This window comes from Mesorhizobium sp. YL-MeA3-2017 (assembly GCF_030814575.1).
In the GTDB taxonomy this organism is placed as follows: Bacteria; Pseudomonadota; Alphaproteobacteria; order Rhizobiales; family Rhizobiaceae; genus Mesorhizobium; species Mesorhizobium terrae.
On sequence record NZ_JAUSVH010000004.1, the window covers coordinates 64,525 to 90,276 of the forward strand.

Here is a 25,752-nt window from a genome sequence, read left to right on the forward strand (position 1 = left end):
ACCATTTCCCCCAAGATCGCTGGCCACCAAAACGTGCAGGGAACCGGTGGTCCCCGGCAGTCCGGGCCCAAATCCCCGTGTCCTCTGCGGACGGTCTTGACTTACAATGCAAATGCATTACATGGGATAGCGTGACGACGCAAGGAGCCGGCTATGGCCAAGACCGCCGAAATCCTCGAGATCCCCGCGACCATCACAGACCGCGGCCAGACCACTGTGCCCGCCGCCATCCGCAAGATGCTCGCCCTTGGCAAACGCGACCAGGTCGTATTTCGCGGACTGGCGGACGGCACCGTCATGATCTCGAAGAAGGAGGTGCGCGCGGAGGAGGGTGATCCCGTAATCGGGAAGTTTCTCGCATTCCTAGCGCGAGATATGACCGACGTACCCGCACGGATTCGGCCCGTGCCGAATTCTCTGCTCACGCGAGGCAAGGCCTTGGTTAAGGGCGTCAAGGTCAACCTTGATGCAGCCCTCCCGGACGACGACGCATGAGCGAAGAGATCGTTGAGATCAACGGGTGGACGATTTACGCGCACCCGCTGTTTCTCGACCAGCTCGAGGCGATGATCGAAGCGGTCGAAAAGGCCCGGCAGAAGGACCCGAAGACATATAAGAAAAAGCGCGCGGCGAAACTTCTTGCGGCCGTCTTGAAGATTGCGTTCGAGGATGTTCCCGGCGACCCCACTCGCGACGTCTATCGACAGGGGAGCACGCTCGGCGACGATTATAAGCACTGGTTTCGCGCCAAATTCCTTCAGCAGTTCCGCCTCTTCTTTCGCTACCAACAATCAGAGAATGCCAAGATCATCGTCCTCGCATGGGTGAACGATGATACAACGCTGCGGGCCTACGAGAGCGCAACGGACGCTTACGCTGTCTTCAGGAAGATGTTGGATCGCGGGAACCCTCCAGACACGTGGAGCGCACTCTTGGCAGCCGCGTCGAGCGTTGAGTCCAAGCGGCGCCTCTCGCGCACGACGCGCTTGAAGTGATATTGGCTAGATTCCTTCAAGAAATTTCCGCTGGGCAATCGACGTAGAAGGGTCGGCCTAGCGTGGACATTGGCAACGACCAGGGACGATTCGTGAAATGCCTACCATCCAGCTTTCAGCAACGCCCAAAGGCAATGGCTATCAAGCGACCGTAACATTTCCCGACGGCGTCTCCATCAGCTCTGACGAAACCTATCCGACAGTTGGTGAAGCCATCGCCGCCGCGGCGATGAAGCTGCTCGACATGCCGGACCGCCTGGCGCGATTGGATCAGCAAGGCGGTTAGCCACGTGTTCACAACATCTTTTGCAAATCGCAAGCTAGAATCTGCAGCCACCAGATGATCAACTTCGGGATCGTGCTGCGCCCGCTCGCACCATCCGATGAAGCAAAGCGCCATCAAGCGCCGAGCCAGCGAAACGACTTCCGAAGAAGGGCGTGCCCGCCCGTACGGACCCACTCGCCATGCGCCACGATGACGCGCTGGCAATTCCAACTGAACACCTTCCCTCGCGCCTTTCGTGCTGGTGCGCGGTTGATGAACGACAACCGCCATTCCAGCGGCGCACAGGCCTGGTCCTGCGTGAGGCCGTCGAGGCGCGCGAGGAAGCGAAACCAACCCCAGTGCTTGCGGAGAAAGCGATCGCTGAAAGTCTGGACCAAGTCGGCAACGATGGCAGTGCCCGACGGCCGGTGAAAGAACACAACCTCGTCCATGGCGAACGAGCCGCGAAACCAGGCCTGGTCGATGTCGGGATGCCAGTCGTGCGGCGGATTGTCCGTGAGCGGCTCGCGAAACGATAAGTCGGATCGCTTCTTGATTGTCGACTGCGGCCCCCATAGCGCCGCCTCCGGATAGGCCGCCTTCCACTCCTTCAGGTAGAGATGGTGGAGTTTGTTGGGGCTCACGAGATGGCGGACCGGTCCCAGACGGTCAACATCGGCGCGCAGATCCACAGTCAATCTGACGGGCGACCAAACCCACAGATCGCCGTTCTCCAATCGGGCGATGACGGAGCGCGTCGGGTAGGGCGCGCCATAGAAGCTGACGTTCTCCCCTTCGGCGATCCACAGCGCGTCGTGCACTTGCTCGAGCATTAAGGCGCTTCAACCTACCTTGAACCGGCAGCGGCACCGATTTTTATCAGAAAAAAGACTCGTGCACGTGCCGCAACCAGAAAGGGCGTTCAGCGCCCACGGCGCCGGCCGGTTTCCCCCTGCTCGCGTCAGGCAGTCCCAGCTGGGAACGAGCCGAGTTGCGTCGCGTTGCTGTTCAAACCCGTGCGAGGTGTGACATGGCCCTGTCCCCGGAAATGCAAAAGTGCGTAGACGCCTGCCTCGACTGTTACAAAACGTGCCTCGGCATGGCGATGAACCACTGCCTGGAGACAGGCGGCGAGCACGTCGCGCCGCCGCACTTCCGACTGATAATGGCCTGCGCGGAGATGTGCCGGACCTCGGCGCACTTCATGCTGATCTCCTCGCCCCACCACAAGCACACCTGCCGGGAGTGCGCGGAGATCTGCACCGAGTGCGCCAAGGACTGCGAGCGGCTCGACGGGATGGAGGACTGCGTCGCTGCGTGCCGCGCCTGCGCGAAATCCTGCAGCGCGATGGCGGCGTGAGGCAGCCATGAGAAGCCAGCGGATAGCAGAAGAGGGCAGGGGCGAGACGCTTATAGTCGTGCTCGACGACGGCGAGGACGCGTTCTCCCGCCTTCAGGAGTTCGCTCGGAAGGAAGGCGTGTCCGCCGCTTCGCTCACGGCGATCGGCGCGTTCTCGCGCGCGACCGTTGGTTGGTTCGACTTCGCCAGCAAGTCCTACAAGGAAATCGCCGTCGACGAGCAGTGCGAAGTCTTGAGCGCGATCGGCGACGTCGCAGTGGGCGACGACGGCAAGGCGAGCTTGCACGTCCACGTCGTGCTCGGCCTGTCGGACGGGTCGACGCGCGGCGGCCACCTGCTCAAGGGGACGGTCCACCCGACGCTCGAGGTCGTGCTCACCGAGACGCCGGCGAAGCTGCGGCGGCGCAAGCGCCCCGCGCTCGGCATCGCGCTGATCGACGCCGATCCGCAGCAGAATTCCGGCGGTCAGTGAACGCCGAGCGCGTTCTCGAGCTGCCGTTTCGTCATCTTTGACCGTCCGGCGATGTGCTGTCGCTGCGCCTGCGCGTAGAGCTCGTCGCGTGTGTGCCCGTCGGCAGAATGCGCTCGCGCGCGGGCAGCCTTCTCGCCGCGCGCCGTCGTCTTGCGCGCGTCCTTGCCGCCCATCGACCGCGTGCTCTCGCGCTTCCCAGACCCGCCGACGCGGGACTTGCCTTCGCGCTCCTGCTGGCCGGTCTTGCCTTCGGCTTCCTTTTTCTCGGTGCGGCGCAGATTGCGCTTGTTGCGCCCCTCGCTCTCGTACTTGGAATCGCCAGCTTCCTCCAAGGCGATCGCGATCGCCTGCTTACCGCTTTTGACCGGGCCGCCCTTGCCGCCGGGACCGCTTTTCAGCTCGCCGTGCTTGAACTCGTGCATCACGCGGCCGGTGATGCGCTTCTGCCGTGCGGATTCAGCCATTTCGGCCTCCTGTTCTCAGAGCATCTAGAGAAAACGGAAGCAGAGCAGGCTAGTTCCGGAACGCACCGGTCGGCCCGCAAGTTAATGGTCAAGTCGTGAGGTAGATCAATGACTGCGATCCGCGAATTCCGCATCCACCGCTTCGGCGGCCCCGAGGTCCTCCAGGCCGACGAGGTCGAGCCGTCGCTTCCAGATGCCTCGCAAGTGCTGGTCGCGGTGAAAGCGGCGAGCGTCAATCCCGTCGACTTCAAGATCCGGAACGGCAAATACCCGGCGGTGAAGGAAGACCGGCTGCCCTACACACTGGGGCGCGACGTCTCTGGTGTCGTCGAGAAGTGCGGCGCGCAGGCGACCGCGTTCAAGGTCGGCGACGAGGTCTTCGGCATGGTCGGCATCAACGGCGGCGGCTACGCCGAGAAAGCCGTGCTCGACCAAAAGGGACTGGCGCGCAAGCCAGCCGCGCTGGACGACGTCCACGCTGCGGCCATCCCGCTCGCGGGACAGACCGCGTGGCAAGGCCTGTTTCGCCACGGCCAGCTGAAGGCCGGCCAGTCCGTTTTGATCCACGGCGGCTCCGGTGGCGTCGGCCACTTCGCCGTGCAGTTCGCCAAGGCGAAAGGCGCGCGGGTGCTGACGACAGTCTCAACCGACAACGTCAACTTCGCGCGGTCGCTCGGCGCCGACGTCGTGATCGACTATAAGACGCAGCGCTTCGAGGACCACGCGTCCGACCTCGATATGGTCTTCGACCTAATCGACGGCGAGACGCGCGAGCGCTCCTGGCCGCTCCTCAAACGGGGAGGGGTGCTCGTGTCGACTCTGACCGATCCCTCGCAGGACAAGGCCAAGCAGCATGGTGTGCGCGCATTGCGCTATACGGTTGAGGCCGATGGCGCCGAGCTCGCGGAGATCGCAGAGCTGGTGACTGCCGGGAAGGTGAAGCCGCACGTCGCAAAGACGTTTTCTCTCGAACGAGCACCCAGGCGCTGAGCGACGTCGAGAAGGGCCACTCGGTAGGCAAGGTCGTGCTCACCGTCGAATAGCGGCAGCGCCAGCTTGGCGAAGCCGGACAACCGGAGTGATTTGAAATGACGTCCGACCACCCGAAGCCGCCGTTCCCGTCGCAGAAGCAGCCGATGCCGGGCTCGACCGGCAAAATGGACCCGCGGCCCGACCACGGGGAAGAGAGTTACAAGGGGTCGGGCAGGCTGAAGGGCCTGAAGGCCATCATCACCGGTGGCGACAGCGGCATCGGGCGGGCAGTCGCGATCGCCTACGCCCGGGAGGGCGCTGATGTCCTGATCGCCTATCTCAGCGAAAATGACGACGCGCAGGAGGTGAAGGCGCTTGTCGAGAAAGAGGGACGCAAGGCGGTCCTCATCTCTGGTGATATCCGCGATCCAAAGCACTGCAGGACGATCGTCAAGCGCGCAGTCGACGAACTCGGTGGCGTCGATATCCTCGTCAACAACGCCGCGCATCAGGCGACCTTCAAGGACATCGGCGATATCAGCGATGAGGAGTGGCAGACGACGTTCGAGGTCAACATCCACGCGATGTTTTATCTCGCGAAGGCCGCTGTCCCGCACATGAAGCCGGGCAGTGCGATCGTCAACACGGCGTCGGTGAATTCCGACATGCCGAACCCGATCCTGCTCGCCTACGCGACCACCAAAGGCGCCATCCAGAATTTCACCGGCGGCCTAGCGCAGATGCTGGCGGAGAAAGGCATCCGCGTGAACGCGGTCGCGCCGGGGCCGATCTGGACGCCGCTCATCCCGTCAACGATGCCCGAGGACGCCGTAAAGTCGTTCGGGAAGCAGGTGCCGATGAAACGGCCCGGGCAGCCGGCGGAATTGGCGACTGCTTACGTCATGCTTGCCGACCCGCTCTCCAGCTACACGTCGGGAACGACGGTCGCGGTGACGGGCGGCAAGCCTTTCATCTAGTGGAGACCGCTCAACGCCGGTTCGCAAGCTCGGCGAGCACGTCGCCGTGGCAGGCGAGCGGCGCGCACCAGCAGACGAGGTCGCGGCCGCGCAGCTCCTCGAGCGCGCCCATCAGATCCGGCTGCGCGACGATCCAGGCGCGGTACTTCGCGATGACGTCCGCGCGGGAGCCGTCGCGCCCGATCACGAACGGATTGCCCCACTTGCTGGGCCGTCCGATGTAGACCCGCGACCGGTCCGAGCGTTTGCCGACGTTCCGCGCGTTCAACACTTTGCACATTTGCGTTCTCCTTTCCGCACACGCTCGAAGGCCCCGCCTCGCGGCGGGGCCTTCGTCGCCGAACCTCAGTCGCGGTTCGGGCGGGACCAGATGAGCGAGTGGCCTTCCTCGCCTTCGACCTCGACCAGCGTGGCGTAGATCGGAGCCGCGAAGCTCGGGTCGTCCAGCTTGACCGAGAGGTAGTCGCGGTTCTGCTCCTGCGACTTTTTCTTCCAGGCGGCGCCGAACTCCGCGTTATGCGGTGCACCGCATAAGACCGATTATGCGTAGCGCGGGATTATGCGGAGTCGTTGGCTGGTAGCTGCGGTTTTCCAGGGCTTTTGCCGCTGTGTCGCTCCGCATAATGACGGGGCGCTGTCCGCGGCGCCTCGCGTGTTTGCGAGACGCCGCGGTGCAGGTCAGCGCGACCAGATCAGCGCACACTCGCCATCGTCGCCTTCGAAGAGATTGGCGTAGATGGGCGCCGTGAAGGACGGATCGTCGAGCTTGACCGAGTGGTAGGAGCGGTTGTCCTTCGAAGTCCGGCGCCAGGCGGCACCGATCTCGACGCCTGAGACGATCACGCGCAGGTCTGGCGCCTTGTCGCTGGTGGAGGCGGGATCGCTGGGGACGATGCGCGCCTTGGCATCGATCGCGAGCGTCTTGATGGTGCCGGTGTAGGTGCCATCGTTGCTGCGGGTGAACGAACCGATCTGGGACATGGTGGATCTCCTGTGCTGTGTTCAAGCCCGCGACCATCGCGGCCTTGTGGCGATCGAAAGCCCCGGGACGGCCGACCCGCACCGTCAGGCCGCAGCGCATGCGAAGGACGGCGTGCGGCGATCTTGTTGCTGCGCGAGGAGCGGCGCAGCCGCGGGGAAGAAGATCGCCGGCACGCTGTTGCGGGGAACAGGCCGGGTCGCAGACCGCATCTCGGGGCAGATCCGCCCAGCAAGGTCCGTCGGTCGCAGGGCATCACGGCACGCCCGGAGAACCACCCGGCTCCAATCGGACACGCACGGCACGAGCGCGCCCAACACAACCGCTGACTGACGTTCCGAACAGCAACCACCTCGACCATAGTCCAGCCTCCACATGCAGAAGGGGGCGACATGCCAACAGGTGTCTATGTCCGTCAGAACGCGGTCTGTGACCGATTGAAGGCGGGAATGGCCGCAGACCACGCGGCCGACTTTGCTCAATGGCTCCGCGGGCGCCGATACACGCCACTTACCATCGTCGAGAGGACACGGCTGCTTGCGAGCTGGACGCACTGGGCGCGCGAGGAAGGCTACAGGCTGGCTGCAATCCGTGAGGCGCACGCGGCCTCGTTCGCCTTGATCGAAGCGGGACATCGGCCGCGCTTCCGCGGCGACCTCAACAAGGACGCGGTCGAGTGCGCCAAGCTGTTCATCGCCTACCTTGAGGATCAGGGCGTGATGACGCGATTGCCGGCTAAGCCGGCCGCGCCACTGGTTGTCGAGTTTGCGGCTTGGGCCCGCGAGCAGCGCGGCCTGGCTGAAACGACGCTGGCCACGTATCTCGGGACGATTACTCCCTTCGTCGATGCGCTGGGGGATATCCCGACGGCCTACGACGCCGTTTCGATCCGAGCATACATGATCGAACGCGCGAAAGCCTGTCAATGATCGCGGAATTGGGCCCCTGCGTTTTCGCGCAAAAGGGACCCCTGTTTTGAAAGGCGCATTGGCTAGCGCCCGATCAGGCGAAGCTGGTCAGGGTTGCGCAGCCTGATCGGGCGCGTGTGATTGGCTACTACGGCCTTAGTTCTGTGAGCGGCTCTTGAAGCGCCAGGATTCGTTTCCGGTCTCGACGATCTCGCAATGGTGCGTCAGGCGATCGAGCAGCGCGGTGGTCATCTTGGCGTCGCCGAAGACGGTTGGCCATTCTCCGAACGCCAGGTTGGTGGTGATGATGATGCTGGTGCGCTCGTAGAGTTTTGAGACGAGGTGGAAGAGCAACTGCCCTCCGGCCTGGGCGAAAGGCAAGTAGCCCAGTTCGTCGAGGACGACGAAGTCGAGCCGGGTGAGATAGTCGGCGATGCGGCCCTGACGGTTGGCGCGGGCTTCAGTCTCGAGCCTGTTGACCAGATCGACGACATTGAAGAAGCGGCCGCGCGCGCCGTTGCGGATTAGCGCCCGGGCAATGGCGATGGCCAGGTGAGACTTGCCTGTGCCAGTGCCTCCGACCAGGACGATGTTGCGCTGATCGGCGACGAAGGCGCCGCCGGCGAGGTCACGGATCAGGACCTCGTTGACGAGCGTGCTGGTGAAGTCGAAGTCGTCGATATCTTTGGCCAGCGGCAGCTTCGCGACGGTGAGCTGGTATTTGATGGAGCGCGCCTGCTTCTCCGATATCTCGGCCTGCAGCAGATCGCCGACGATCTTTGGAGGCTCGTGCTGCCGCTTGATGGCGACGCCCATGATCTCGTCATAGGCCGAGCGCATCCCGTAGAGCTTCAGCGCTCCCATCAGTTCCAGCACTTCGATGCGTTCCATGGCTGCTCGTCCTCCTGAGACTGTCATAGCGAGCGCAGTCGGCGATCGGCTCATGAGCCAGCTTCAGCGCCTGGGGAATGGAAAGGATCGCGCCCGGCGCCGGGTCGCGGCCGCGGGCCAGGATGTTGAGGATCACCGACGACGAGGAGACGCCATGCTCAATGGCTTCCTGGCAGGCAGCCTCGACCGCATTCAATCCGTCGCTCAGCACGCAGGTGAGGATCGACACCATCTGCCGGTCGCCATCATCGACAGTTTTGAGCTTGCGGCGCACCTTCTCCATGGCCGCCGGCAAGACCCAGTCCCGGAACGGGGCGCCGTTGCGCAGCCCGCCAGGCTTGCGAGCCAGCACCGGCACGTAGTGCCAGGGATCGTAGATCACCTCATTGCGGCCGAAGCAGCGGGCATGTTCTCCAACAACCGCGCCATCCTGGCGGATGACGATGCGGTCGGCATAGGCATGGATCTCGACCGGCCGGCCGACGGCGCTCGACAGCACCGAGTATTTGTTGTTGTCGAAGCGCACCGTGCAGGTCTTCGAGACAGAGGCGGGGATGCAGTGGAAGCCGTCGAAGCGTCCGGCATAGGGAATGAAGCTGGCCCGCTCTTCTTCGAACACCTCCCAGATCGGGCGCGCGACCTGTTCGGGATGCCGGTGTGCCTTGGCGTATGAGACGCATTTGTCGGCCAGCCAGCCGTTCAGGTCCTCCAGCGTCTTGAAGCGCAGCCTTGGCGTGAAGAAGCGCTCGCGCACCAGCCCGACCTGGTTCTCGACCTGTCCCTTCTCCCAACCCGACGCCGGCGTGCAGGCTTCCGGTTCGACAAGGTAATGCCCGCACATCTGCGCAAAGCGGCGGTTATAGCGGCGATCCCTGCCGATGAAGATCGCATCCACCGCCGTCTTCATGTTGTCATAGATGCCGCGCGTGCAGGCCCCGCGGAAGAAGGCGAACGCCCGGTCATGCGCGTCGAACACCATCTCCTGCGTCTCGCGCGGATACGCCCTGACGAAGAACATGCGGCTATGACAGAGCCGCATATGCGCCACCTTCACGGTGACCGTCACGCCATCCAGCAGGACGATCTCGTGGCTCCAATCGAATTGGTAGGCTTCCCCAGGCGCAAAGCTCAGCGGGATATAGGCTTCGGCAGCGGCGCTGCCGCGTTGCTCCTCCCAATCCCGCGCATGCCGCCACACCGAACTGTAGCTGCCGTCATAGCCGAGGCCACGGAGTTCCTCGAAGATCCGGATCAGCGTCAGACGCTCACGCTGCGGCTTCGACGCATTCGCGGATAGCAACTCATCCAGCTTCTCGCGCCAGGCTCCCATCCGCGGATAAGGTTGGCGTTTGCGCTCGTAGCGGAACTCGGTCTCGTCCGACCGAAGAACCTTCCGAACAACCTTGCGGGAAATCCCCAACTCTCGGCAGATCGCCTTGATTGACTTCCCCTGAACCAGCGACAGCCGGCGTATCTTTGCAATCGTCTCCACGATCAACATCCAAAACACAAATGCCTCCGATCAAACCGGAGGGCATCTTGATGACCCCACATTAAGGGGGCCCGTTTGGACGAAAATCACCCCTTAAACAGGGTCCTCATTCCACGAAAAATCACACGAAAGCCGTATCGGTCGAGCGCATGAAGGGCATATCGGTCGGCATCCGCGCATTCCTTCGCTTCCTGATCGCGACAGGACGATGTCCGGCTGGACTCGACCACGCCATGCCGAATGTTGCGGGATGGCGGCTAGCATCGATCCCCCGGTTCCTGCCTGATGCTGATATCGCGCGGATTATCGGTGCGTGCAACGGAGAGCGGCGCCTGCGCGATCGCGCTATCATCCTGCTTTTGGTGCGGCTCGGGCTTCGGGCGAGCGAGGTGGCGCGGCTCAGCTTCGACGACATCGACTGGCGGCAGGGCAGCATCCGCCTGTGCGGCAAGGGCCGGCGCGAGGAACTGCTGCCGCTCACCCAGGAGATCGGCGACGCGCTGCTCGCCTACATAGAACGCGGACGGCCGGCATTGGCCATACCATCCCTGTTCATCACCGAATATGCGCCACTGCGGCCAATCGACCGCATCACGGTCAAAGACCTGGTCAAGCGCGCGCTCAAGCGTGGGGGCGTCCAGAGCCGCTACAAGGGTGCGCATATCCTACGCCACTCTGCGGCCACGGCGATGCTCCGCCACGGCGTCAGCCTGCCGGGCGTAAGCACGGTGCTGCGCCACCGGTCGCAGGCGATGACGGCGCATTACGCCAAGGTCGATATCGCGCTGCTATCGGCCATCGCGCAGCCTTGGCCGGGGAGGTCGCCATGCTGATCGATGATGTTGATCGCTACATCGAGCTGCGCCGCTCGCTCGGCTTCAAGCTCGCAAAGACGGCCCGACACCTCACCGCGTTCGCGCGCTATGCCGTCGACCGGGGCGATACCCATGTTCGCCGCGAGACCGCGATCGCCTGGGCGGCGGCCGTCTCGTCGACGCCGCGCAGTCACCAGCGACGGCTTCAGGAGATCGCGCTCTTTGCACGCTTCCTCTACGCGGAGGATCGCGAGCATGAAGTGCCGCATCATCCCCGCAGCCCTGCAACACGTCCCGCGCCCTATATCTACACGCCAGAGGAACTGGCTCGCATGCTCGACGCTGCGGGCAATCTGCGGCGCCAAAAGCCCAGCCCGCTCAGGCGCCACATCTATGTGATGCTGATCGGGCTGCTGGCGTCGACGGGTCTGCGGATCTCCGAGGCTCTGAACCTGAGGTTGGACGATCTGCTGCCCGACGGCGTGCTGCACATCCGCCTGACCAAGTTCAACAAGAGCAGACTCGTGCCGATGCACCCCAGCGTGGTCGAGGCGCTGCAGGCCTATCTTGAGGTCCGGCGGCGGTTCGCCGGAATGGATGACCATGTGTTCCTGTCCGTGGATGCCAAGCCGATGTCGCTTCGGACCGCCCAGAGCAACTTCTATGTGATCCTGCGCAAGGCTGACGTCGGTCAGAATCGATCGCGACGTCCGCGAATCCATGATCTGCGCCACACCTTCGCGACGCGCGTGCTGGAGCAATGCGCGATGCGTCGTGATGATGTTGCGCGCGACTTCGTCGCTCTCTCCACCTATCTCGGCCATGCGGACATCCGGCATACCTACTGGTATATGGAAGCCACCCCGGACCTCATGGCCGATATTGCAGGTGCTGCCGAGGCGCTGATCGCCGGGGAGGTCGCATGACGCCGATCGCCCCACTCATCACCAACTTCATGCGAGAGCACATGCCGCAGCAGCGCGGCTACAGTCCGCATTCTTGCGAGACCTATGCGTATAGCTTCCGGCTATTGTTGGCGTTCGTCGCCCGGCGCCTGCACACGCGCCCCTCTCTGCTCCAGCTCGAGCAGATCGATGCAGACATGGTGGTCGCGTTCCTGCATCACATCGAACATGACCGCGGCAATAGTCCGGCGACTCGCAACCTGCGGCTCGCCGCGATCAAGTCGTTCATGCGCTACGTCGAGCTGCGGCATCCCGGCGCCTTGGAGCAGGTCGCCCAGATCAATGCGATCCCAGGCAAGCGTCATGACCAGAAGCTCATCCGCCATCTGACCATGGACGAGATCCGCGCCGTGCTCAATGCTCCCGACGCGACGACACGCCTCGGACTACGGGATCGGGCGATGTTGCATCTGTGCTTCGCCGGCGGCCTGCGCGTCTCCGAGTTGATCGGCCTCACCCTGGAAAACGTTACGCTGCAACCGAGGCCAAGCATCCTGGTGTTCGGCAAGGGCCGGCGTGAACGCAGCCTTCCGCTATGGAAGGAAACCGCTCGCGACCTGCGCGCTTGGCTATCAGTGCGAGGAAAGCCGCCAGCGACAGAGCTGTTCGTCAACGCCCAAGGGATGGCAATGACCCGCGCCGGCTTTGAGTATATCCTCGAAAAGCACGCAAAGGCCGCCGCGGCTCGATGCCCGACCCTGAGCAGCCGCACGCTATCGCCACACCTTCTGCGGCACAGTTGTGCGGTGCTGATGTTGCAGGCCACACGCGACATCCGCAAGGTCGCGCTCTGGCTTGGCCACGCCGATATCCGCACCACGGAGATTTATCTCCGCATGAATCCCTCTGAAAAGCTGGAGGCGGTGGAAGCGGTCATTCCGCCGGCGCTGCGGCGTGGACGGTTCAAGGCACCAGACGCGCTGATTGCCTCGCTGTTGGAGAAAGCACCTCTGCCTTCAGGGTGAGAGGCGTCGGGCAGCCGATCGTTACGACGAAATACCTTTGATGCGCTGTGACGTCGCGGCATCACCGCCCCGTGCCGCACGAGCTACCGAGCGCTTCTCCATTAGGTTGGGATCGGCGAAGCAAAGCGCTGTGGCTCAATCGCGCTTGCCGTGATGGTGTCGCCGTCGCGGCGGTGGTGAGGCCTTTGAGCCGTTACTCTCCTGTCGGGCTGTTTGGCCCACGTCCATACCGGCCTTTTGCTGGCGGATCACGCGCCACAATACGCTCACTGCGCTCGCCGACCTTTACCCGCAATGGCTTGTTCGCGATCTTCTTCCCCTGCCGCCAAGCGGCGGCATTCCTCGCGAGGCAACAAGATCGCTCAACCCGCCATCCTCCGCTGCGCTGCGGGCCAGAGGCTGCGGGCCGGTCGTTGCGGCGCTCAGAGATCGCCATCAAGGCCGCGATGGTCGCGGGCTTGGGAACAGCAACAGGAGATTACCATGGCTCAGATTGGCACCTTCACCCGCGCCGAAGACGGCTCATATACCGGTACCATCAAGACGCTCTCACTCAACTTCAAGGCGCGCTTTCTTCCTGCCGAACCCTCCGAGAACGAGAAGGCTCCGAACTTGCGAGTGGTGGTCGGTAATGTCGAGATAGGTGCCGCGTGGCAGCGGACCTCCAAGGACAACAACACCGTCTACCACTCGGTCAAGCTCGACGACCCGTCCTTCCCGGCGCCGATCTATGCTAACCTCGTCGCGGTTGATGACGGCTACGCGCTGGTCTGGTCGCGCTGACCCGCGCCGCTGCGGCGCCTCACCTCGTGCGAGGCGCCGCGGACAGCGCCCCGTCATTATGCGGAGCGACACAGCGGCAAAAGCCCTGGAAAACCGCAGCTACCAGCCAACGACTCCGCATAATCCCGCGCTACGCATAATCAATGGTGCCGGCGAAGATGCGGAAGTCCGGGGCCTTGTCCGACGAGCGTTCGGCCGGGACGATCTTGGCCTTCACGGTGCCGAGGGCGAGAGTCTTGACGGAGCCGACGAAGCCGTTGCCGTTGACGGTGAAGTTGCCGATGGTAGCCATGTTCGTATCCTCTTTCGGTTCTCGGGCCGCGACCACCGCGGCCTCGATGGCTGTCGTTGACCGGAGGCGATTGGACCGCACCCGAAGGGCCGCCACGCAGTAGAGGGCGGCCAGGGCGAGGCTTTCTTGGCCCGCGAGGAATGGGCGCGCAGCGAACAGGGGAAGAAAGCGGAGAACGGCCGTTGCGGTCTTGGAATCGAGGCGGAGCGCAGCGACGACGGCCTTCGGTTAGACATGCCAAATCGAGGACGCACTGGGCGCGGCTGCCACCGAAAGGATATAACTGGCGACGGCAACTCTACCACGGCTACGGCCGGCATCCCGAAGACGAACCGCGCACCTTGCAGGAAGGACACCCCAGCGGCCAATGCACGGGCAAAGGCCCAACAAAAGCATTTCGCGGCTCCCCGAGCTCTCGCCGCTTCCGGAAGACGCCGGGCCTGCCGAACCCGATCGCCTCGGGCTGCAAGTGCCGGCCTGTCGCGCCACGACCTGCCACGCGTCAGGGCAGGTGGCGAGGAAGCCTCGCCATTCCGGTCGCCGAGCATCTGCAGTGGTTCACATGCGAAGGCCCCGCCGCGAGGCGGGGCCTTGGTGGGCTCGTGAAAGGCGAGCGGCGTAACGCAAAGATTTCGCAGCGCGGGCCGGTCTCGATCACGCCGCCTGGTCGACGTCGGCCGCTTTCGGCTGAAGGCCGTGCAGGTACGTGACCGCGCGCTGCGCGTGCGCGGCCGCCGAGAAGATGAAGCGCTTGTCGTTGGAGAGCACCTCCAGCCACGATGCGAGGTAGCTCGCGTGGTCGGCGCGCGGCTCCAGCTCGGGCACGATCCCGAGGTCCGCGCTGAGGAAGCAGGCGCCGAGCTCGGCGACCAACTCCTCGCGGGCGCGCTCGCTGCGATCCCTGCTGTAGCGGCTGAGGTCGCGGTTGACGCGGTGCGCCGGCGCGGTCCAGTGCACGCACTCGTGCGCGAGGGTCGCCGTGTAGCTCTCCGCGTCGCGGAAGCTCTCGAACGGCGGCATCTGGATGAGGTCGAGCGACGGCGCGAAGTAAGCCTTGTCGCCGCCGTGCCGGATCGTCGCGCCTGTGTTGGCGAAGAACGCGTCGGCGCGCGCGATGCGCTGCGCCGGCGGCGTGGAAAGAGCAGAAGTCGCGGGCTTGTAGTATTGCTCGGGGAGCCCGTCGATCTGGTCGACGCAGAACACCGTGTAGGCGCGCAGGAAAGGCACCGTCCGCTCGACGTCGTCGCCGTTGTCGTCCGTCTCGGTCTTGCTCACCTTGCTGGCGTAGACCACCATCGTCCCGCTCTCGCCCTTGCGGATGTGGCCGCCGAGCTCGAGCGACTGCTTGAATGTCATCCACGTCGACGACGCGAAGCCTCGCGCGACGGTCTCCGACCAGAGGAGCACGACGTTGATGCCTTGGTAGGGCATGCCGTTGTGGCGCAGCGGCCGCGTGATACGGCCGGCGGCGTTGGCCGCGCTCCACGGCCTCACCCACGGCCGAACCCCGCGCTCCAGGTCGGCGACGATGCGATCAGTGATGCGCGCGTAGACGCCGGCGCGCGGCTTCTCTTCTCTGCTGCTCATTTCAGTAGCCTCCGTTTCGGAGGCCGCGCCTGTCGCGGCCCCTCACGGGGGTCCGCGGCGGCGGCACCGCGCGCTCGCGCACCCATCGGGCCGCAGCGGAGCGGAGGACGGCGCAGCCGTTGCGCGTGCGTCGCATCCGCCGCATCGACCCCGAACCGGGAGGGGCCGCGGGCGCGGAGCGCCGCTCTCTTCATTCTCATGGTCTTCTTGGTTTTATCGGCGACACGAAAAAGGCCGGTCGCAAGACCGGCCCTTAAAGAGCAAAGTGAAAGGCGGGGCCGAAGCCCCGCCCTGAGGCTTATTCGAAAGCCGACATCTGGGCCGCTGCGGCCTTCTTCGAGACTGTTTCGCCGGCGTGTTCGACCTGCCGTTCGAAGGGCTTCCAGGGTTCGCCGATGACCTGCTCGTAGGCGGCGACGGCGCCCTCGGCCGCCATGCGGAGCGCGTGCGCCTGAAGGCCCATGTCGGCCGCGAACTCGCGCTTGCGCTGCGCCTGGCTGTCGAAGCCGACGGGGCCGTCGAGGTCTTCGTCGCGGGCGTCGTTCGCAAGCTTTGCAGTGGCCTCGCGAGCCTCGGTCACGGCGCGGGAGTAGAACTGGCCGGCGCCGTGCGCGGAGCCGACGTAGGAGCCGACGATGCGTTGGAGGTGGATCTCCATCGCGCGGTCGCTGAGCCCGTCCTTCAGGGCGTCGGCGGTCTCGACGACGAGCCGCTCGTGCAGGTCGCGAATGCCGTCGCTGTCGAGGACAGCCAGGCCGAAGCTCTCGGAGATGCGCAGCGTCTGCGCTGCGTCGGGGCAGGCGAGGCGGACCATTTCGAGGGTCGTGCCGCGGCGGAGCGGGATGACGCGGGCGGCGGAACGAGGGGAGCGGGCGGTCTTGGTCATGGTGTGATCCTTTCTCGGTTTCACCTCGGGAGCTGTCGGCCCTTTGCCGTCGCTCCCTCGGGTGCGGTCGACCAGAACCGGCCCCAGCGGGCCGCTTCAGGGGGCGGCGGCTGCCAGGGCGAGCATGGGCGGGTTGCGGACAAGCGGGCCCTCAGGCCTGCGAAGGACGCGGCACCCCATCGCGAGACGGCGGCCGCCGATCGCTTCGCGACTTGCCCTTGAAGCGGACCGCGGACGGTTCAGACCGCAGCACAAACCGAGGGGGCGACGGCAAAGGGTCACCCGCCACCGAAACCGGGGAATTCACCGCAGGCCATCCGACCGATCCCCGCCGCCGACGCGCGTCGGGTCCTTGCTAGCCGTCGAGATGGTGAGGGGCTCGGTCTCTCATTGCCCCGCAGCGGAAACGCGGTCTCGGGCCAGAAACTCGGCGATCGCCGTCTCCTGCCGGTCGAGCGTGCGCGTCAGCGCGTCGATCTCGCCCTGGCGGGCGAGGGCCAGCCCTGCGAGGTGCTGCTGAAGCAGGCGCTCGTCAGCGTTCGTCCAGCTCGACGCGCTGCGGCCGTGCCGCCGGCGCTTCGCCCGCTCCGTGACCGTCATCCGCTCGGCGCGGGCTGCGATCTGTCGCTCGATCACGCCGAGACGGCGCTGGGTCTCGGCCTTCGAAATTTCCATGCGCGCAATCGTGAGGCCGCTGTGCGATGGCCCGGTCATCGCACCGTTGCTCCTGGCCACAGGGGGAAGGCGGACTCGTCTGCTGTGTAGTCGTCGGGGAGGGAGACGCCCGCGATGGATGAAGAGAGGTCGTCGCCGGCGACCGCCCAGTCGATCAGCGCCGCGTGGTCGCTCGCGTGCCTGCGCATGTCGGGCGTCAGGATGCCGTCGAGCGCCTCGGCGATGGCGCTCTCTGGATTGTGGTGCGCGTTGACCAGGAGGTTTACGGCGACGAGGTACGCTCTCACGACCGCACCTCTTTTGCGTCTGCGTCGGCGGGATAGGGCTCCGGCGCGCGGACGGAGACGCGCACCGCGCGCCTCCATGCGTCGGAGCCGGTGAAGTGCCGTCTGAGGCGCGGATGCCAGACAACGAGGAGCGGCGTTTCGCACTCCTCGTCGAATGCGGTTCGCCAGCCGAAGGCTTTGGCAATGAGGCGCCAGGGCATGGTCACCTCCACCCGGCGAAGTCGGAGGGGCCGCCGTAGACTTGGTGGCGGGCCTCGTCGATCACGAAGCCGAAGCGGCCGACGTGGTACTCGTCGCACGCAACGAGGAAGCGGCGCTCCTCAGTCCCCGGCCCGCGCTTGCCGCCGAGCGTGGCGACGACCTCGACGAAGCCGGGCTCGAGCTTCGATGTGATGGCCGACGCGACGACCCAATCGTTGGCGTGAGCCGCCTCGAAGGCACGGCGATCCTTCTCGCGCGATTCCCCCGGCATGAGGATCGTACCGAAGATCGCCTCCCATGCGTCCGGCCACGAATCCTTGACGGTTCGCTCCGCGCAGCGCCGCTCGAACGCCGTGAAGAGGTGCGAGAAAGTGATCGCGACGATCGCCCACTCGGCATCTTCCTCGTACCACCCGCCTTTCGAGCGGAGCATGGGATGGACCTTGCGATTGCGCGCGGCCGAGAGCTTGATGCCGCCGTGTCCGGCGGTCGAATGCGAGGTCACGCCCTCGGCGTAGACCGTCGCGCCCTGCGAGGCGCCCCACGGCGTGTGCGCGCGCGAATGCTCTTCGACGCGACCCAGCATCCTGCGCTCGCGCTGGTGCTCGGCGTTTTCGAGCACCCGGGCGCGAAACGCCGCCTCGTCGGCGAGCTCGCCGGAGTGGCCGTAGAAATCGTCGCGCTTCCACTCCTCCATCGGGCGGCGGATGCGCCAGCCGGTGACGAGGAAGTGCCGTCCGTCTCTCGCCGGCGCCATCGCGAACGCCGTGTCGCCGACGAGCGCGACGAGAAGACCGTCGGCGCTCCGACCGAAGGAGACGTGGTCGGGAAGGGGAGATGGCGCGTTCATGCCGCGGTCCTCCCCTCGACGACATCGGCGCCGGCCTCATCGGCCGCCACCTCTTGGAGCGCGGCGTGCGGATAGCCGTGGCCCGTCAGCCACTCGCGCGCGTCCGCCTCGTTCGCTCCGAGATAGACGAGCTCGGCGCCGGCGCCGGCGCGATCGAAAACGCGGACCGATCCGATCGCCGGCCGTTCGACGAGGGTGAAGGCCAGTCCCGAGTCTAGCGAGAACGTCCGGTGGACGCGGATCGCGATGACGCCGCCAGCGCCGTAGTCCGCCTCGTGCAGCGTGAAGCACGCGGACAACGAGATGTTGCCGACACCGCGCGCGCCCTGTTTCCGAATCAGCCGGCCGCGGCTGTTGTTGGTCCGCCAGGCGGCCAGCTTCTTGTTGAAGCGCGCCGGCGGCCGCGGCGTACCGTCGGACCAGGCGATCAGCGACCCGATCGGTGCATTGTCTAAGATGGTGTGCGCGGACATGGTGTGCTCCTTTTGCGCAAGCGTTGAGACAGAGCCGCCGCCGGCGTGGCCGGCGGCGGCGGATCGTTCGGAAGAGGGAGCGGACAGCTACTCGGCAGCTTCCTGGAAAGCCTCGGCCTCTTCATCGGAGAGGCCGTCGTCGACGTTTTCGGCGTCGCCATCCGCCTCGTCGTCTGCCGACGTCGCGCCGGACGACAGCCAGTCGGCGAGCTTCGCGGGGTCCGGCGCGAAGAGCGCGGAAGGGTGGACGAAGTGTCCTTTCTTGAAGTGCTCGACCAGCGCGGCGCGCGTGTCCTTCACGCGCTGGCGCGGCAGGACCGGCGTGTCCTTGCACGACGCCTCGAGCGCCGGGCGCGAGAGGCAGGCCAGGAACTCCTCGGTGCCCATGTTCGGCAGGAAGGCGTCCGCGCCGACGACCTCGCCGGCGACGCGGGCGACGACGCCGCTGTTGGTGGCGTTCTCGCGGCACGAGAAGACGTCGACCAGCATGGTGCGCGCCGCGACGCGCAGCGTGTCCATGTCGAAGGCGAGCTTGCCGTCGGCGTCGAACAGCACCGCCGCGTTCTTCGCCAGCCGGCTGTGGCCATAGTAGGTGCCGCCGCCTCCCGTCGTCACGGAGACGTTCTGCCCGGCGAAGGCGAGGATGAGCAGCGCCATCAGCGTGTCGTCCTCGATCGGCGCGCGGCCGAGCGCCTCGCGCAGCGCGTCGGTGCGCAGGTCGCCGATCATCTCGACGCCCTTGCGCGTCACGTCGGGACGCGGCTTCGAGACCTCGCCTACGTCGTCGGCGGCGTTGTCCGGGCTGGTTGCGCCCTTGCCCTTCGGCTTCTTCGCCGCCGGCATGCGGTAGTGCACGCTCTGCACGCGGCCGTCGCGGTCGAGGTACATCGCCGTGCAGTCCGACTTCGTCGGCTTGCCGTAGACGCGCTCGGCCTTCGGCGGCAGCTTCACCTCGCCGTAATGCGTGGCCTCAGCGATGATGCCCTTCTTCGGCAGGTTGGCCGTCATCCACTCCTGCTGCGCGCCGAGGAAGGCCTCGACGTCTGTGGTGTAGCGGCTGTCCTCGTCCGCCGGGGCGAACAGGTCCTCGACCCACGCGATGCCGTAGGCTTGCGCGAGGTCGTCGCCGAAGCTTGCGTGGCGCGCGAACATGCGTGTCTTCTGCAGCGCCTGCGCGACGCTCCACCACGAGACCTGCGGGTCGGCCTTCGACGGCTTGTGCTTCTTCCAAACCTCCTTCTGCTCGTCGAGCGACGCAGCCGCGATGGTGCGGAGCTGGCGCTCGTCGGGCATGTCGCTCTTGGCCATGTGGTCGAGCATCGCCGGAAGTACGTTGGCGAGCAGGCGGAGTTTCTTGATCTGGCGCACCGGCAGCGCGAGCGCGACGCCGATCGCCTCCTCGGTCCAGCCGAGCGCGACCAAGCGCTCGATCGCCCGCCACTGGTCGACCGGGTTCAGCGCCTCGCGGGCGATGTTCTCGACCATGGAGCGCATGGCGCCGTTGTCGTTCGCCGCGTCGTCGACGAGGACGTCGATCTCGCCGAGCCCGGCGGCGATCGCCTGCTTTACGCGGCGGTGGCCGGCGTTGATGACGTAGCCGTTGCCGCCTCCGGTCTCCGGCGTGATCACCGGCGGCTGCACGATGCCCACGGCCTTGATCGTCGCCAGCAGCAGCGCGTCGGCCTGCGGCGTCGACTTGGTCTGGCGCATGCGGTCGGGATTCTCCTTCAGCGCGCGCGGGTCGACCTTGATGAGTTGCATGGAAGTGCTCCTTTTGGGGTTGCGGACCGGCTTCCCCGGCCCTTTCTCGTCTTCTTCCCGAAGACACCTCCCGGCCCGCGGAGCGGTCGGGCCGGAGCAACTGCGGCCGAGCATCCCTGCCCGGCTGGACCAGCAGGGCCGAAGCCCTGCGCAGGACGACGGGCCGGGATCGCGCAGGCGGCGGTTGAGCGCAGCGGCAGCGGCCCGCCCGATCTGCGAGCGGGCTTTTCTCCCGCTCTTCTTCTTTTCTTTTTCCTTTCAGGCCGCTGCCTGCATCCCGCCGGCGCTTCCGTCGTCCTCCGCCAGTGCCTTCTCCACCTCGGCCAACTGCCGGCGCTTGTCGGCGAGCTCGCCGGCGAAGGCGAAGTCGCCGGCGTCGCGGGACTCGTAGGAGGCGAGCCGCCTGCGCGCGTCGGCCAGCCGCTGGCCGTAGCGCTCCCGCTCGCCCTCGAAGTCGTCGAGCGCGTGCTCGAGGCGAGCGACCGCGCCGAGCGGCGTCACCGTCACCGGCAGTTCGATCTCGTACTCCGCACCCGTTCGCAGAAGCATCGTGGCGAAGCGGTATCCATCGCGGCCGAAGCGCTCGCCGGAGTACTCGAGGTCGAAGCCGCCGATCGACGCGATGGTGCTCTCCCCCTCCTGCTGAAGCTGGACGAGGGTGAGAATCTCCTTCAGCAGCGCGCGGCCCGCGAGCTTGCGCTCGGCGTAGGTCTCTCCGGTCACCGTCATTGCGAAGGCGTCGCCCGAGGTCCGGGTGCGACGCGCGATGTCCTGGCCGATCTCACCGATGCGGCGCGTCGAATATTCGATGTCGCGTTCGGCGTCGCGGATCTGCCGTCGCACCGCGTGCTGGTCGTCGATGTGCGCGGCGCGCAACCGTTCGAGCCGCGCGATGTCCGCCTCGAGTCCGGCCTTCTGCATCAGCCGCGGGTCACCTGACGCGATCGCCTTCGCCATGGCGAACTGGTTCGCCTGGCTCTCGCCCATGTCTTCGAGCCGTCGGATCGAGGTGTCGCCCGACAGCGCCGCGGCGATGAAGCGGGCCTTGCGCTCGTTGTTCTGCCACATCTGCGCGTCGAGGCTGCCCTCGGTCGCGTAGGCGAAGATGTCGACCTCGTCGTGCTGGTTGCCCTGCCGCACGATGCGCCCCTCTCGCTGCTCGATCTGCGACGGCAGCCACGGCACGTCGAGGTGATGCAGGGCCTTCAGGCGCAGCTGCGCGTTGACGCCGGTGCCCATCGTCTCCGACGAGCCGATCAGGAAGCGGACCTTGCCGGCGCGCACGTCGCCGAACAGGCGCTGCTTCGCCTCCGACTTCTTGTAGTCCTGCATGAAGGCGATCTCGGACGCCGGCACGCCCATGCGGACGAGCTCGTCGCGGATCCAGCGGTAGGCCGAGAAGCCGCGCGACTTCTCGACGCTGATGGTGCCGAGGTCGGAGAAGATCATCTGCGCCGCGCCGGGCAATTCGAACGGCTTGCCGTCGGAGCGCACATAAATGCTCTCCCCCGTTTCACTCCAGATGCGGAAGGCGTTGCCGACGAGTTGGTTCAGCTTGTTGCCGGCCTCGTTGTCGTTGTCCGGGTCGACGAGGCGCAGGTCGATCGCCGCGTGCCGGCCGTCGGTGATGACCGAGAGCAGGATGTCGTCGCCGGGCTCCGGCGCCCGGTCGCGCTCCTCGATCGCCTTGATGCGCTCGCCGAGCAGCGTCTGGTAGCGCTTGAACGCCGCCGACGGCTTCGCGGTGAAGATCTGCCGCTTGCCGGTCGAGACCGCCGGCACCCTGACGTATTGGCGCAGGTCCTCAGGCATCACCACGTCGGCAAAGGAGCGGAACATCGCGATGAGCTCCGGGACGTTGACGAAGGTGGCGAAGCGCGTGACCGGCTTGTACTTGCCGGACGGCTGGAGCTCGAGCTCGGTCGTGACGTCGCCGAAGGTCGACGCCCACGCGTCGAACTCGTGCAGGCCGCGCTCGCTGAGCGCGGCGTAGCCGAGGTAGCGCTGCACCGAGAACATCTCGCCGAGCGTGTTGGTGATCGGCGTGCCGGATGCGAGCACGAGCGCGCGGCCCGGGTTCTTCGTCTCGACGAAGCGCGACTTCACGTAGAGGTCCCAGGCGCGCTGCGAGCCGTTCGGGTCGACGCCTTTCAAAGTCGACATGTTCGTGGCGAAGGAGAGCTTCCTGAACTCCTGCGCCTCGTCGACGATGATCTGGTCGACGCCAACCTCCGAGATGGTCAGCAGGTCGTCCTTGCGCGTCGACAGCGACTCCAGCCGCTCCTGCAAGCCCTCTTTCAAACGCTCGAGGCGCTTCCGCGAGACGCGGTCGTCGCTCTCCACCTTGGTCAGCAGCGTCTCATAGAGCTCCAGCTCGTCCTGGATCATCTGCTGCTCGAACGCCGACGGCACGCTGATGAAGCGGAAGGCCGAATGCGTGATGATGATCGCGTCCCAGGTCGCGGTCGCGGCGCGCGACAGGAAGCGGCGCCGCTTGTCCTTGGTGAAGTTCGTCTCGTCGGCGACGAGGATGCGGGCGTTCGGGTAGAGCGCCAGGAACTCGCGGGCGGCCTGCGCCAGGCAGTGGCCCGGCACGACGAGCATCGCCTTCGCGATCAGGCCGAGCCGGCGCTGCTCCATGACGGCAGCCGCCATCGTCATGGTCTTGCCGGCGCCGACGGCGTGGGCGAGGTAGGTCGAGCCGGCCGAGACGATGCGCCAGATGCCGCGCTTCTGGTGCCCATAAAGAGAAAAGGCGCCAGAGGCGCCGGGAAGCTTCAGGTGGGAGCCGTCGAAGGCCCGTGGCGCGATGTTGTTGAAGCGGTCGTTGTAGACGCGCGCCAGGCGGTCGGTGCGGTCGGGATCGGACCAGATCCAGCGCTGGAATTCGTCCTTGATCTTCGAGAGCTTCGTCTTCGCGGCCTCGGTGTCGACGACGTTGAGGACGCGACGCTCGCTGTCGCCGTCCTTGATCGTGTCGAAGATCTGCGGCACGCGGCTGTTGAGCGCGTCGGCGAGCAGCTCTCCGGCGTGCCGCCGGTCGGTGCCCCATTCCGATGTGCCCGCGGCGGACCAGCCGAGTTGCCGCGCCTCCACGGTCCACGACGCGAGCTCCGGCATGTGGTGGATCTTGATCTCCACATCCATCGTCTGCTTGACGAAGGCGACGACGTCGGCGGCCGGAATCCACGGCGCCCCGAGGCGCGCCGTGATGTCGGACGGCTTGAGATCGGCAGGCTGCACGCCCTGCAACGCGGTGACGTTGCGCTCGTAGGCGGGGTCGAGCGCCGTGGCCGCCTCCGCCGCCGTCAGCTTGTCGCGGACGGGCCCCGAGAGATACGCGTCGGCCGTCTGCCATGAGCCGTCGGCCGGATCGCGGAAGATGGCGCTGCCGAGCTCGGCGACGACGTTGTCGCGATCACGGTGCAACAGCTCAGCGATGTGCTCGACGTCGACGTGGCCGCGCTCGTTGAGAACGACGGCGAGCGCGTCGGCCGCGCTGGAGATCACCGGCGCCGCCGGCGGCGAGATCACCCGCTCGGTGAAGAGCGGCCCGGGCTTCGCGGTGTTGGTCTCGAGGTCGTACTCCTCGATCGAGGCGACCAGCCAGCAGTCGGGGTCGTCGAGGAAGGGCTGGATGTTGGGCCGGCGGTGCGTCTCGCGCACTTCGCCCGTCTCCTGGTCCTCCGTCATGGAGACCGTGGTGAAGTTGATCGGGCCGAAGTCGCGCACGAAGCCCGACCACGCGATGCGCAGGCGGACCTGCGCGTCCTTCCACGGCCGGTCCAGCTCCTGGCACTTCAACACTTCGCGCACGGCGTCGCGGACCGGGATCAGCTTCCGGATGATGCGGACGTGCTTCTCCGGAATGCCGTCCGGGCTGCGCCCCTTCCGCGCCTTGACGGCGACGGCGGCGCCGTCGAGGAGCTGCATCAGACCGTGGGACTGGTCGAAGAAATAGCTGCCCTCCCGCACTTGGGCGCAGGAAGGAAGGTCGACGTCCCCGAGACCACCCATGTCTTCCAACTCGGGATCGATCGCGTCGGGCTCGCCGTCGTAGATGGCTTCCGGGAGAAGAGAGATCGATGCGGAGAGAGCCTGATCGAGATCGACATCCGGATGCGGCAGGCACGTGTAAGCCTCGCCGAAGGGACCTGAGGTGAGCGCGTGCGCGCCGAGCACGGATGTTGGGTGCAGCGCGAACCAGCGGTTGGCGCGGATAGCACCTTCGTCATCGGCCGCGGACCGGACCTCCTCGAGGTCGAGCCACGACAAATCGCCTTCTGCGTCGCCGACCTTGCGCTTGCGGAAGAACAGGAGGTCGACGACGACGTCGGTGCCGGCGGCGGCGCGGAAGCTGCCCGCCGGCAGACGGATTGCACCGATGAGGTCCGCCGACCTGGCGATGTGCTCGCGCGCGGAGGAGTCCGCCTTGTCCATTGTGCCGTGCGAGGTGACGAAGGCCGCGAGCGCCCCGGGCTTCAAGAGGTCGATCGCGCGCGCGATGAAGTAGTCGTGCAGCCGCAGGCTCATCGATCGATAGGCGCGATCGGACCGCACCGCGCGGTCGGAGAAGGGCGGGTTGCCGATGGCGAGGTCGAAGGCCGCCGGCAATTCGGTGCGCGCGAAGTCGCCGGTGACGATGCGTGCCCGTGGCTGCAGCAGGCGCACGATGCGCGCCGTCACCGGGTCGAGCTCGATGCCGGTGACGTGCGAGGTGGCTCGAAGCTCTTCGGGCATCAGCGCCGGAAACAGCCCGGTGCCGACGCCGGGCTCGAGCACGCGGCCGCCGCGCCAGCCGAGACGCTGAAGTCCTGCCCACATCGCGCGGACGATGAACTCGGGCGTGAAATGCGCATACTGCGTGCAGCGGGCGAGCGAGGCGTGGTCGAGATCGTCGACCGCTTCCTCCAGCTCCTCGCCGATCGCCTCCCAGCTCTTGCGGAAGCCGGGCTCGCCAGGCTGCCGGAAGACGGAGTTCGCGAGCTCCGAAGCGCCGAACCCGGTGAAGCGGATAAGCTGCTCCTGCTCTTCGGGGCTGGCGGGGCGATCCTCGGAAATGATCGCGGCGGCGAGCCGGATCGCGTTGATGTTGTCGCGCGCGCGACTTTTCCACCCCTTCGCCAGGACGCGATCGCCGGCGAGATGGAAGTTGGCGCTTCTCGTCCGGTGCGCGGTCGAGATCGAACGGCCGACGGCCGCAGCCGGACGCGCGGGTGCTGGCGTCGACGGATCGGGATCGTCATCGTCCGGCTCGACGGGCATGTCACCGGCGAATGCGGTCACGCCGAGGCCGAGGCCCGACGAGAGCACGGTGTTGTTGAAGAGATCGAGGGTGAAGGGATCGTCGTGCGCCATTGGAATGTCTCCTTGTGGTGAGGGCGCGCGCCATCGGCCCGCCGGCGGCAGGCTCTGGCAGTCGCAGTGAGGGTGGATG

Annotated in this window: 27 protein-coding genes and 2 pseudogenes; 12 read left to right on the top strand and 17 right to left on the bottom strand. The window is 66.1% G+C overall.

The window, feature by feature from the left end; all coding sequences use genetic code 11:
- Nucleotides 1–153: 153 nt before the first annotated feature.
- The 3 genes from QFZ88_RS29260 (at nucleotide 154) to QFZ88_RS29270 (ending at nucleotide 1,281) form a co-directional block, all read left to right on the top strand.
- Complete coding sequence (locus tag QFZ88_RS29260; RefSeq protein ID WP_179654582.1) at nucleotides 154–495, top strand: type II toxin-antitoxin system PrlF family antitoxin; 342 nt, start codon at nucleotides 154–156, stop codon at nucleotides 493–495.
- Nucleotides 492–995: a type II toxin-antitoxin system YhaV family toxin gene (locus QFZ88_RS29265; RefSeq protein WP_179654584.1), complete on the top strand. Its 504-nt coding sequence runs from the start codon at nucleotides 492–494 to the stop codon at nucleotides 993–995. Before QFZ88_RS29260 ends, QFZ88_RS29265 begins: the two co-directional genes overlap by 4 nt.
- Before the next feature lie 97 nt (nucleotides 996–1,092).
- Nucleotides 1,093–1,281 (top strand): hypothetical protein, encoded by a 189-nt coding sequence (locus QFZ88_RS29270; protein WP_179654586.1) that lies wholly within the window; start codon nucleotides 1,093–1,095, stop codon nucleotides 1,279–1,281.
- A 113-nt stretch (nucleotides 1,282–1,394) separates the two neighbouring features.
- Here QFZ88_RS29270 and QFZ88_RS29275 read toward each other — a convergent pair whose 3' ends face one another.
- Nucleotides 1,395–2,093, bottom strand: a complete 699-nt coding sequence (locus tag QFZ88_RS29275) for a DUF4336 domain-containing protein (protein ID WP_179654587.1) — start codon at nucleotides 2,091–2,093, stop codon at nucleotides 1,395–1,397.
- Between the two features lie 197 nt (nucleotides 2,094–2,290).
- On the opposite strand from QFZ88_RS29275, the gene QFZ88_RS29280 reads away from it, so the two are divergent.
- Nucleotides 2,291–2,620 carry a four-helix bundle copper-binding protein gene (locus QFZ88_RS29280; RefSeq protein WP_179654588.1) on the top strand — a complete coding sequence of 110 codons (330 nt, stop codon included), beginning with the start codon at nucleotides 2,291–2,293 and terminating at the stop codon, nucleotides 2,618–2,620.
- Nucleotides 2,621–2,627: 7 nt separating this feature from the next.
- Nucleotides 2,628–3,092 carry a PPC domain-containing DNA-binding protein gene (locus tag QFZ88_RS29285; RefSeq protein ID WP_179654589.1) on the top strand — a complete coding sequence of 155 codons (465 nt, stop codon included), beginning with the start codon at nucleotides 2,628–2,630 and terminating at the stop codon, nucleotides 3,090–3,092.
- On the opposite strand, the gene QFZ88_RS29290 is transcribed toward QFZ88_RS29285, so the two are convergent.
- Nucleotides 3,086–3,556 (bottom strand): DUF6496 domain-containing protein, encoded by a 471-nt coding sequence (locus QFZ88_RS29290; protein ID WP_179654590.1) that lies wholly within the window; start codon nucleotides 3,554–3,556, stop codon nucleotides 3,086–3,088. The genes QFZ88_RS29285 and QFZ88_RS29290 overlap by 7 nt on opposite strands.
- 108 nt (nucleotides 3,557–3,664) lie before the next feature.
- Here QFZ88_RS29290 and QFZ88_RS29295 point away from each other — a divergent pair, with 108 nt between their 5' ends.
- Nucleotides 3,665–4,546 (top strand): NADP-dependent oxidoreductase, encoded by an 882-nt coding sequence (locus tag QFZ88_RS29295; RefSeq protein WP_307420986.1) that lies wholly within the window; start codon nucleotides 3,665–3,667, stop codon nucleotides 4,544–4,546.
- 98 nt (nucleotides 4,547–4,644) lie between these two features.
- Nucleotides 4,645–5,505 (top strand): SDR family oxidoreductase, encoded by an 861-nt coding sequence (locus tag QFZ88_RS29300; protein ID WP_179654591.1) that lies wholly within the window; start codon nucleotides 4,645–4,647, stop codon nucleotides 5,503–5,505.
- 10 nt (nucleotides 5,506–5,515) lie between these two features.
- Here QFZ88_RS29300 and QFZ88_RS29305 read toward each other — a convergent pair whose 3' ends face one another.
- From QFZ88_RS29305 to QFZ88_RS29315, 3 genes and pseudogenes are all read right to left on the bottom strand, one after another.
- Complete coding sequence (locus QFZ88_RS29305; protein WP_179654592.1) at nucleotides 5,516–5,785, bottom strand: DUF4326 domain-containing protein; 270 nt, start codon at nucleotides 5,783–5,785, stop codon at nucleotides 5,516–5,518.
- A gap of 65 nt (nucleotides 5,786–5,850) precedes the next feature.
- Nucleotides 5,851–6,021 (bottom strand): annotated as a pseudogene (locus QFZ88_RS29310) (DUF736 domain-containing protein); the annotation flags it as partial.
- 162 nt (nucleotides 6,022–6,183) lie between these two features.
- The gene (locus tag QFZ88_RS29315) at nucleotides 6,184–6,486 is read right to left on the bottom strand and encodes a DUF736 domain-containing protein (RefSeq protein ID WP_100951628.1); all 303 of its coding nucleotides are present in this window, start codon (nucleotides 6,484–6,486) and stop codon (nucleotides 6,184–6,186) included.
- Nucleotides 6,487–6,933: 447 nt separating this feature from the next.
- Here QFZ88_RS29315 and QFZ88_RS29320 point away from each other — a divergent pair, with 447 nt between their 5' ends.
- Nucleotides 6,934–7,413, top strand: a complete 480-nt coding sequence (locus QFZ88_RS29320; protein ID WP_179654593.1) for a hypothetical protein — start codon at nucleotides 6,934–6,936, stop codon at nucleotides 7,411–7,413.
- 135 nt (nucleotides 7,414–7,548) lie between these two features.
- Here the strand turns inward: QFZ88_RS29320 and istB are convergent, their stop codons facing one another.
- Both istB and istA read right to left on the bottom strand, forming a co-directional pair.
- A complete protein-coding gene (istB, locus tag QFZ88_RS29325) occupies nucleotides 7,549–8,283 on the bottom strand; it encodes an IS21-like element helper ATPase IstB (protein ID WP_179654594.1) in 735 nt (244 codons plus the stop codon).
- Nucleotides 8,216–9,784, bottom strand: coding sequence for an IS21 family transposase (gene istA / locus QFZ88_RS29330; protein ID WP_179654612.1), 1,569 nt, complete (start codon nucleotides 9,782–9,784; stop codon nucleotides 8,216–8,218). The genes istB and istA overlap by 68 nt, the downstream gene beginning before the upstream one ends.
- Nucleotides 9,785–9,924: 140 nt before the next feature.
- Here istA and QFZ88_RS29335 point away from each other — a divergent pair, with 140 nt between their 5' ends.
- The 4 genes from QFZ88_RS29335 (at nucleotide 9,925) to QFZ88_RS29350 (ending at nucleotide 13,303) form a co-directional block, all read left to right on the top strand.
- Nucleotides 9,925–10,608, top strand: a complete 684-nt coding sequence (locus tag QFZ88_RS29335) for a tyrosine-type recombinase/integrase (protein WP_307420988.1) — start codon at nucleotides 9,925–9,927, stop codon at nucleotides 10,606–10,608.
- Nucleotides 10,602–11,516, top strand: coding sequence for a tyrosine-type recombinase/integrase (locus QFZ88_RS29340; protein WP_179654420.1), 915 nt, complete (start codon nucleotides 10,602–10,604; stop codon nucleotides 11,514–11,516). The genes QFZ88_RS29335 and QFZ88_RS29340 overlap by 7 nt, the downstream gene beginning before the upstream one ends.
- Nucleotides 11,513–12,520 carry a tyrosine-type recombinase/integrase gene (locus QFZ88_RS29345; RefSeq protein WP_179654422.1) on the top strand — a complete coding sequence of 336 codons (1,008 nt, stop codon included), beginning with the start codon at nucleotides 11,513–11,515 and terminating at the stop codon, nucleotides 12,518–12,520. The genes QFZ88_RS29340 and QFZ88_RS29345 overlap by 4 nt, the downstream gene beginning before the upstream one ends.
- A gap of 483 nt (nucleotides 12,521–13,003) precedes the next feature.
- Nucleotides 13,004–13,303 (top strand): DUF736 domain-containing protein, encoded by a 300-nt coding sequence (locus QFZ88_RS29350; protein ID WP_057196369.1) that lies wholly within the window; start codon nucleotides 13,004–13,006, stop codon nucleotides 13,301–13,303.
- A 148-nt stretch (nucleotides 13,304–13,451) separates the two neighbouring features.
- On the opposite strand, the pseudogene QFZ88_RS29355 reads toward QFZ88_RS29350, so the two are convergent.
- The 10 genes and pseudogenes from QFZ88_RS29355 to QFZ88_RS29400 all read right to left on the bottom strand — a co-directional run.
- Nucleotides 13,452–13,631: pseudogene (locus QFZ88_RS29355) on the bottom strand (DUF736 family protein); the annotation flags it as partial.
- A 618-nt stretch (nucleotides 13,632–14,249) separates the two neighbouring features.
- Nucleotides 14,250–15,182 carry an ArdC family protein gene (locus tag QFZ88_RS29360; protein WP_179654424.1) on the bottom strand — a complete coding sequence of 311 codons (933 nt, stop codon included), beginning with the start codon at nucleotides 15,180–15,182 and terminating at the stop codon, nucleotides 14,250–14,252.
- Nucleotides 15,183–15,480: 298 nt separating this feature from the next.
- The gene (locus QFZ88_RS29365) at nucleotides 15,481–16,068 is read right to left on the bottom strand and encodes a hypothetical protein (RefSeq protein WP_179654426.1); all 588 of its coding nucleotides are present in this window, start codon (nucleotides 16,066–16,068) and stop codon (nucleotides 15,481–15,483) included.
- Between the two features lie 387 nt (nucleotides 16,069–16,455).
- Nucleotides 16,456–16,782 carry a hypothetical protein gene (locus QFZ88_RS29370; protein ID WP_179654428.1) on the bottom strand — a complete coding sequence of 109 codons (327 nt, stop codon included), beginning with the start codon at nucleotides 16,780–16,782 and terminating at the stop codon, nucleotides 16,456–16,458.
- The gene (locus QFZ88_RS29375) at nucleotides 16,779–17,030 is read right to left on the bottom strand and encodes a hypothetical protein (protein ID WP_179654430.1); all 252 of its coding nucleotides are present in this window, start codon (nucleotides 17,028–17,030) and stop codon (nucleotides 16,779–16,781) included. Before QFZ88_RS29375 ends, QFZ88_RS29370 begins: the two co-directional genes overlap by 4 nt.
- Entirely contained in the window at nucleotides 17,027–17,230 is a 204-nt protein-coding gene (locus QFZ88_RS29380; RefSeq protein ID WP_179654432.1) for a hypothetical protein, read from the bottom strand. Before QFZ88_RS29380 ends, QFZ88_RS29375 begins: the two co-directional genes overlap by 4 nt.
- Nucleotides 17,231–17,232: 2 nt before the next feature.
- On the bottom strand, nucleotides 17,233–18,081 hold the full coding sequence (locus QFZ88_RS29385) for a DUF7007 domain-containing protein (protein WP_179654434.1): 849 nt from the start codon (nucleotides 18,079–18,081) through the stop codon (nucleotides 17,233–17,235).
- On the bottom strand, nucleotides 18,078–18,554 hold the full coding sequence (locus QFZ88_RS29390; RefSeq protein ID WP_179654436.1) for a hypothetical protein: 477 nt from the start codon (nucleotides 18,552–18,554) through the stop codon (nucleotides 18,078–18,080). The genes QFZ88_RS29385 and QFZ88_RS29390 overlap by 4 nt, the downstream gene beginning before the upstream one ends.
- Nucleotides 18,555–18,641: 87 nt before the next feature.
- Complete coding sequence (locus tag QFZ88_RS29395) at nucleotides 18,642–20,315, bottom strand: ParB/RepB/Spo0J family partition protein (RefSeq protein ID WP_179654438.1); 1,674 nt, start codon at nucleotides 20,313–20,315, stop codon at nucleotides 18,642–18,644.
- Nucleotides 20,316–20,573: 258 nt separating this feature from the next.
- Complete coding sequence (locus QFZ88_RS29400; protein ID WP_179654440.1) at nucleotides 20,574–25,673, bottom strand: DEAD/DEAH box helicase family protein; 5,100 nt, start codon at nucleotides 25,671–25,673, stop codon at nucleotides 20,574–20,576.
- Nucleotides 25,674–25,752 lie beyond the last annotated feature (79 nt).

What these genes read in the sequence shown, in the direction of transcription:
- QFZ88_RS29260 (WP_179654582.1), top strand. Translation starts at nt 154, where the DNA reads ATGGCCAAGACCGCCGAAATCCTCGAGATCCCCGCGACCATCACAGAC.
- QFZ88_RS29265 (WP_179654584.1), top strand. Translation starts at nt 492, where the DNA reads ATGAGCGAAGAGATCGTTGAGATCAACGGGTGGACGATTTACGCGCAC.
- QFZ88_RS29270 (WP_179654586.1), top strand. Translation starts at nt 1,093, where the DNA reads ATGCCTACCATCCAGCTTTCAGCAACGCCCAAAGGCAATGGCTATCAA.
- QFZ88_RS29275 (WP_179654587.1), bottom strand. Translation starts at nt 2,093, where the DNA reads ATGCTCGAGCAAGTGCACGACGCGCTGTGGATCGCCGAAGGGGAGAAC.
- QFZ88_RS29280 (WP_179654588.1), top strand. Translation starts at nt 2,291, where the DNA reads ATGGCCCTGTCCCCGGAAATGCAAAAGTGCGTAGACGCCTGCCTCGAC.
- QFZ88_RS29285 (WP_179654589.1), top strand. Translation starts at nt 2,628, where the DNA reads ATGAGAAGCCAGCGGATAGCAGAAGAGGGCAGGGGCGAGACGCTTATA.
- QFZ88_RS29290 (WP_179654590.1), bottom strand. Translation starts at nt 3,556, where the DNA reads ATGGCTGAATCCGCACGGCAGAAGCGCATCACCGGCCGCGTGATGCAC.
- QFZ88_RS29295 (WP_307420986.1), top strand. Translation starts at nt 3,665, where the DNA reads ATGACTGCGATCCGCGAATTCCGCATCCACCGCTTCGGCGGCCCCGAG.
- QFZ88_RS29300 (WP_179654591.1), top strand. Translation starts at nt 4,645, where the DNA reads ATGACGTCCGACCACCCGAAGCCGCCGTTCCCGTCGCAGAAGCAGCCG.
- QFZ88_RS29305 (WP_179654592.1), bottom strand. Translation starts at nt 5,785, where the DNA reads ATGTGCAAAGTGTTGAACGCGCGGAACGTCGGCAAACGCTCGGACCGG.
- QFZ88_RS29315 (WP_100951628.1), bottom strand. Translation starts at nt 6,486, where the DNA reads ATGTCCCAGATCGGTTCGTTCACCCGCAGCAACGATGGCACCTACACC.
- QFZ88_RS29320 (WP_179654593.1), top strand. Translation starts at nt 6,934, where the DNA reads ATGGCCGCAGACCACGCGGCCGACTTTGCTCAATGGCTCCGCGGGCGC.
- istB (WP_179654594.1), bottom strand. Translation starts at nt 8,283, where the DNA reads ATGGAACGCATCGAAGTGCTGGAACTGATGGGAGCGCTGAAGCTCTAC.
- istA (WP_179654612.1), bottom strand. Translation starts at nt 9,784, where the DNA reads ATGTTGATCGTGGAGACGATTGCAAAGATACGCCGGCTGTCGCTGGTT.
- QFZ88_RS29335 (WP_307420988.1), top strand. Translation starts at nt 9,925, where the DNA reads ATGAAGGGCATATCGGTCGGCATCCGCGCATTCCTTCGCTTCCTGATC.
- QFZ88_RS29340 (WP_179654420.1), top strand. Translation starts at nt 10,602, where the DNA reads ATGCTGATCGATGATGTTGATCGCTACATCGAGCTGCGCCGCTCGCTC.
- QFZ88_RS29345 (WP_179654422.1), top strand. Translation starts at nt 11,513, where the DNA reads ATGACGCCGATCGCCCCACTCATCACCAACTTCATGCGAGAGCACATG.
- QFZ88_RS29350 (WP_057196369.1), top strand. Translation starts at nt 13,004, where the DNA reads ATGGCTCAGATTGGCACCTTCACCCGCGCCGAAGACGGCTCATATACC.
- QFZ88_RS29360 (WP_179654424.1), bottom strand. Translation starts at nt 15,182, where the DNA reads ATGAGCAGCAGAGAAGAGAAGCCGCGCGCCGGCGTCTACGCGCGCATC.
- QFZ88_RS29365 (WP_179654426.1), bottom strand. Translation starts at nt 16,068, where the DNA reads ATGACCAAGACCGCCCGCTCCCCTCGTTCCGCCGCCCGCGTCATCCCG.
- QFZ88_RS29370 (WP_179654428.1), bottom strand. Translation starts at nt 16,782, where the DNA reads ATGACCGGGCCATCGCACAGCGGCCTCACGATTGCGCGCATGGAAATT.
- QFZ88_RS29380 (WP_179654432.1), bottom strand. Translation starts at nt 17,230, where the DNA reads ATGCCCTGGCGCCTCATTGCCAAAGCCTTCGGCTGGCGAACCGCATTC.
- QFZ88_RS29385 (WP_179654434.1), bottom strand. Translation starts at nt 18,081, where the DNA reads ATGAACGCGCCATCTCCCCTTCCCGACCACGTCTCCTTCGGTCGGAGC.
- QFZ88_RS29390 (WP_179654436.1), bottom strand. Translation starts at nt 18,554, where the DNA reads ATGTCCGCGCACACCATCTTAGACAATGCACCGATCGGGTCGCTGATC.
- QFZ88_RS29395 (WP_179654438.1), bottom strand. Translation starts at nt 20,315, where the DNA reads ATGCAACTCATCAAGGTCGACCCGCGCGCGCTGAAGGAGAATCCCGAC.
- QFZ88_RS29400 (WP_179654440.1), bottom strand. Translation starts at nt 25,673, where the DNA reads ATGGCGCACGACGATCCCTTCACCCTCGATCTCTTCAACAACACCGTG.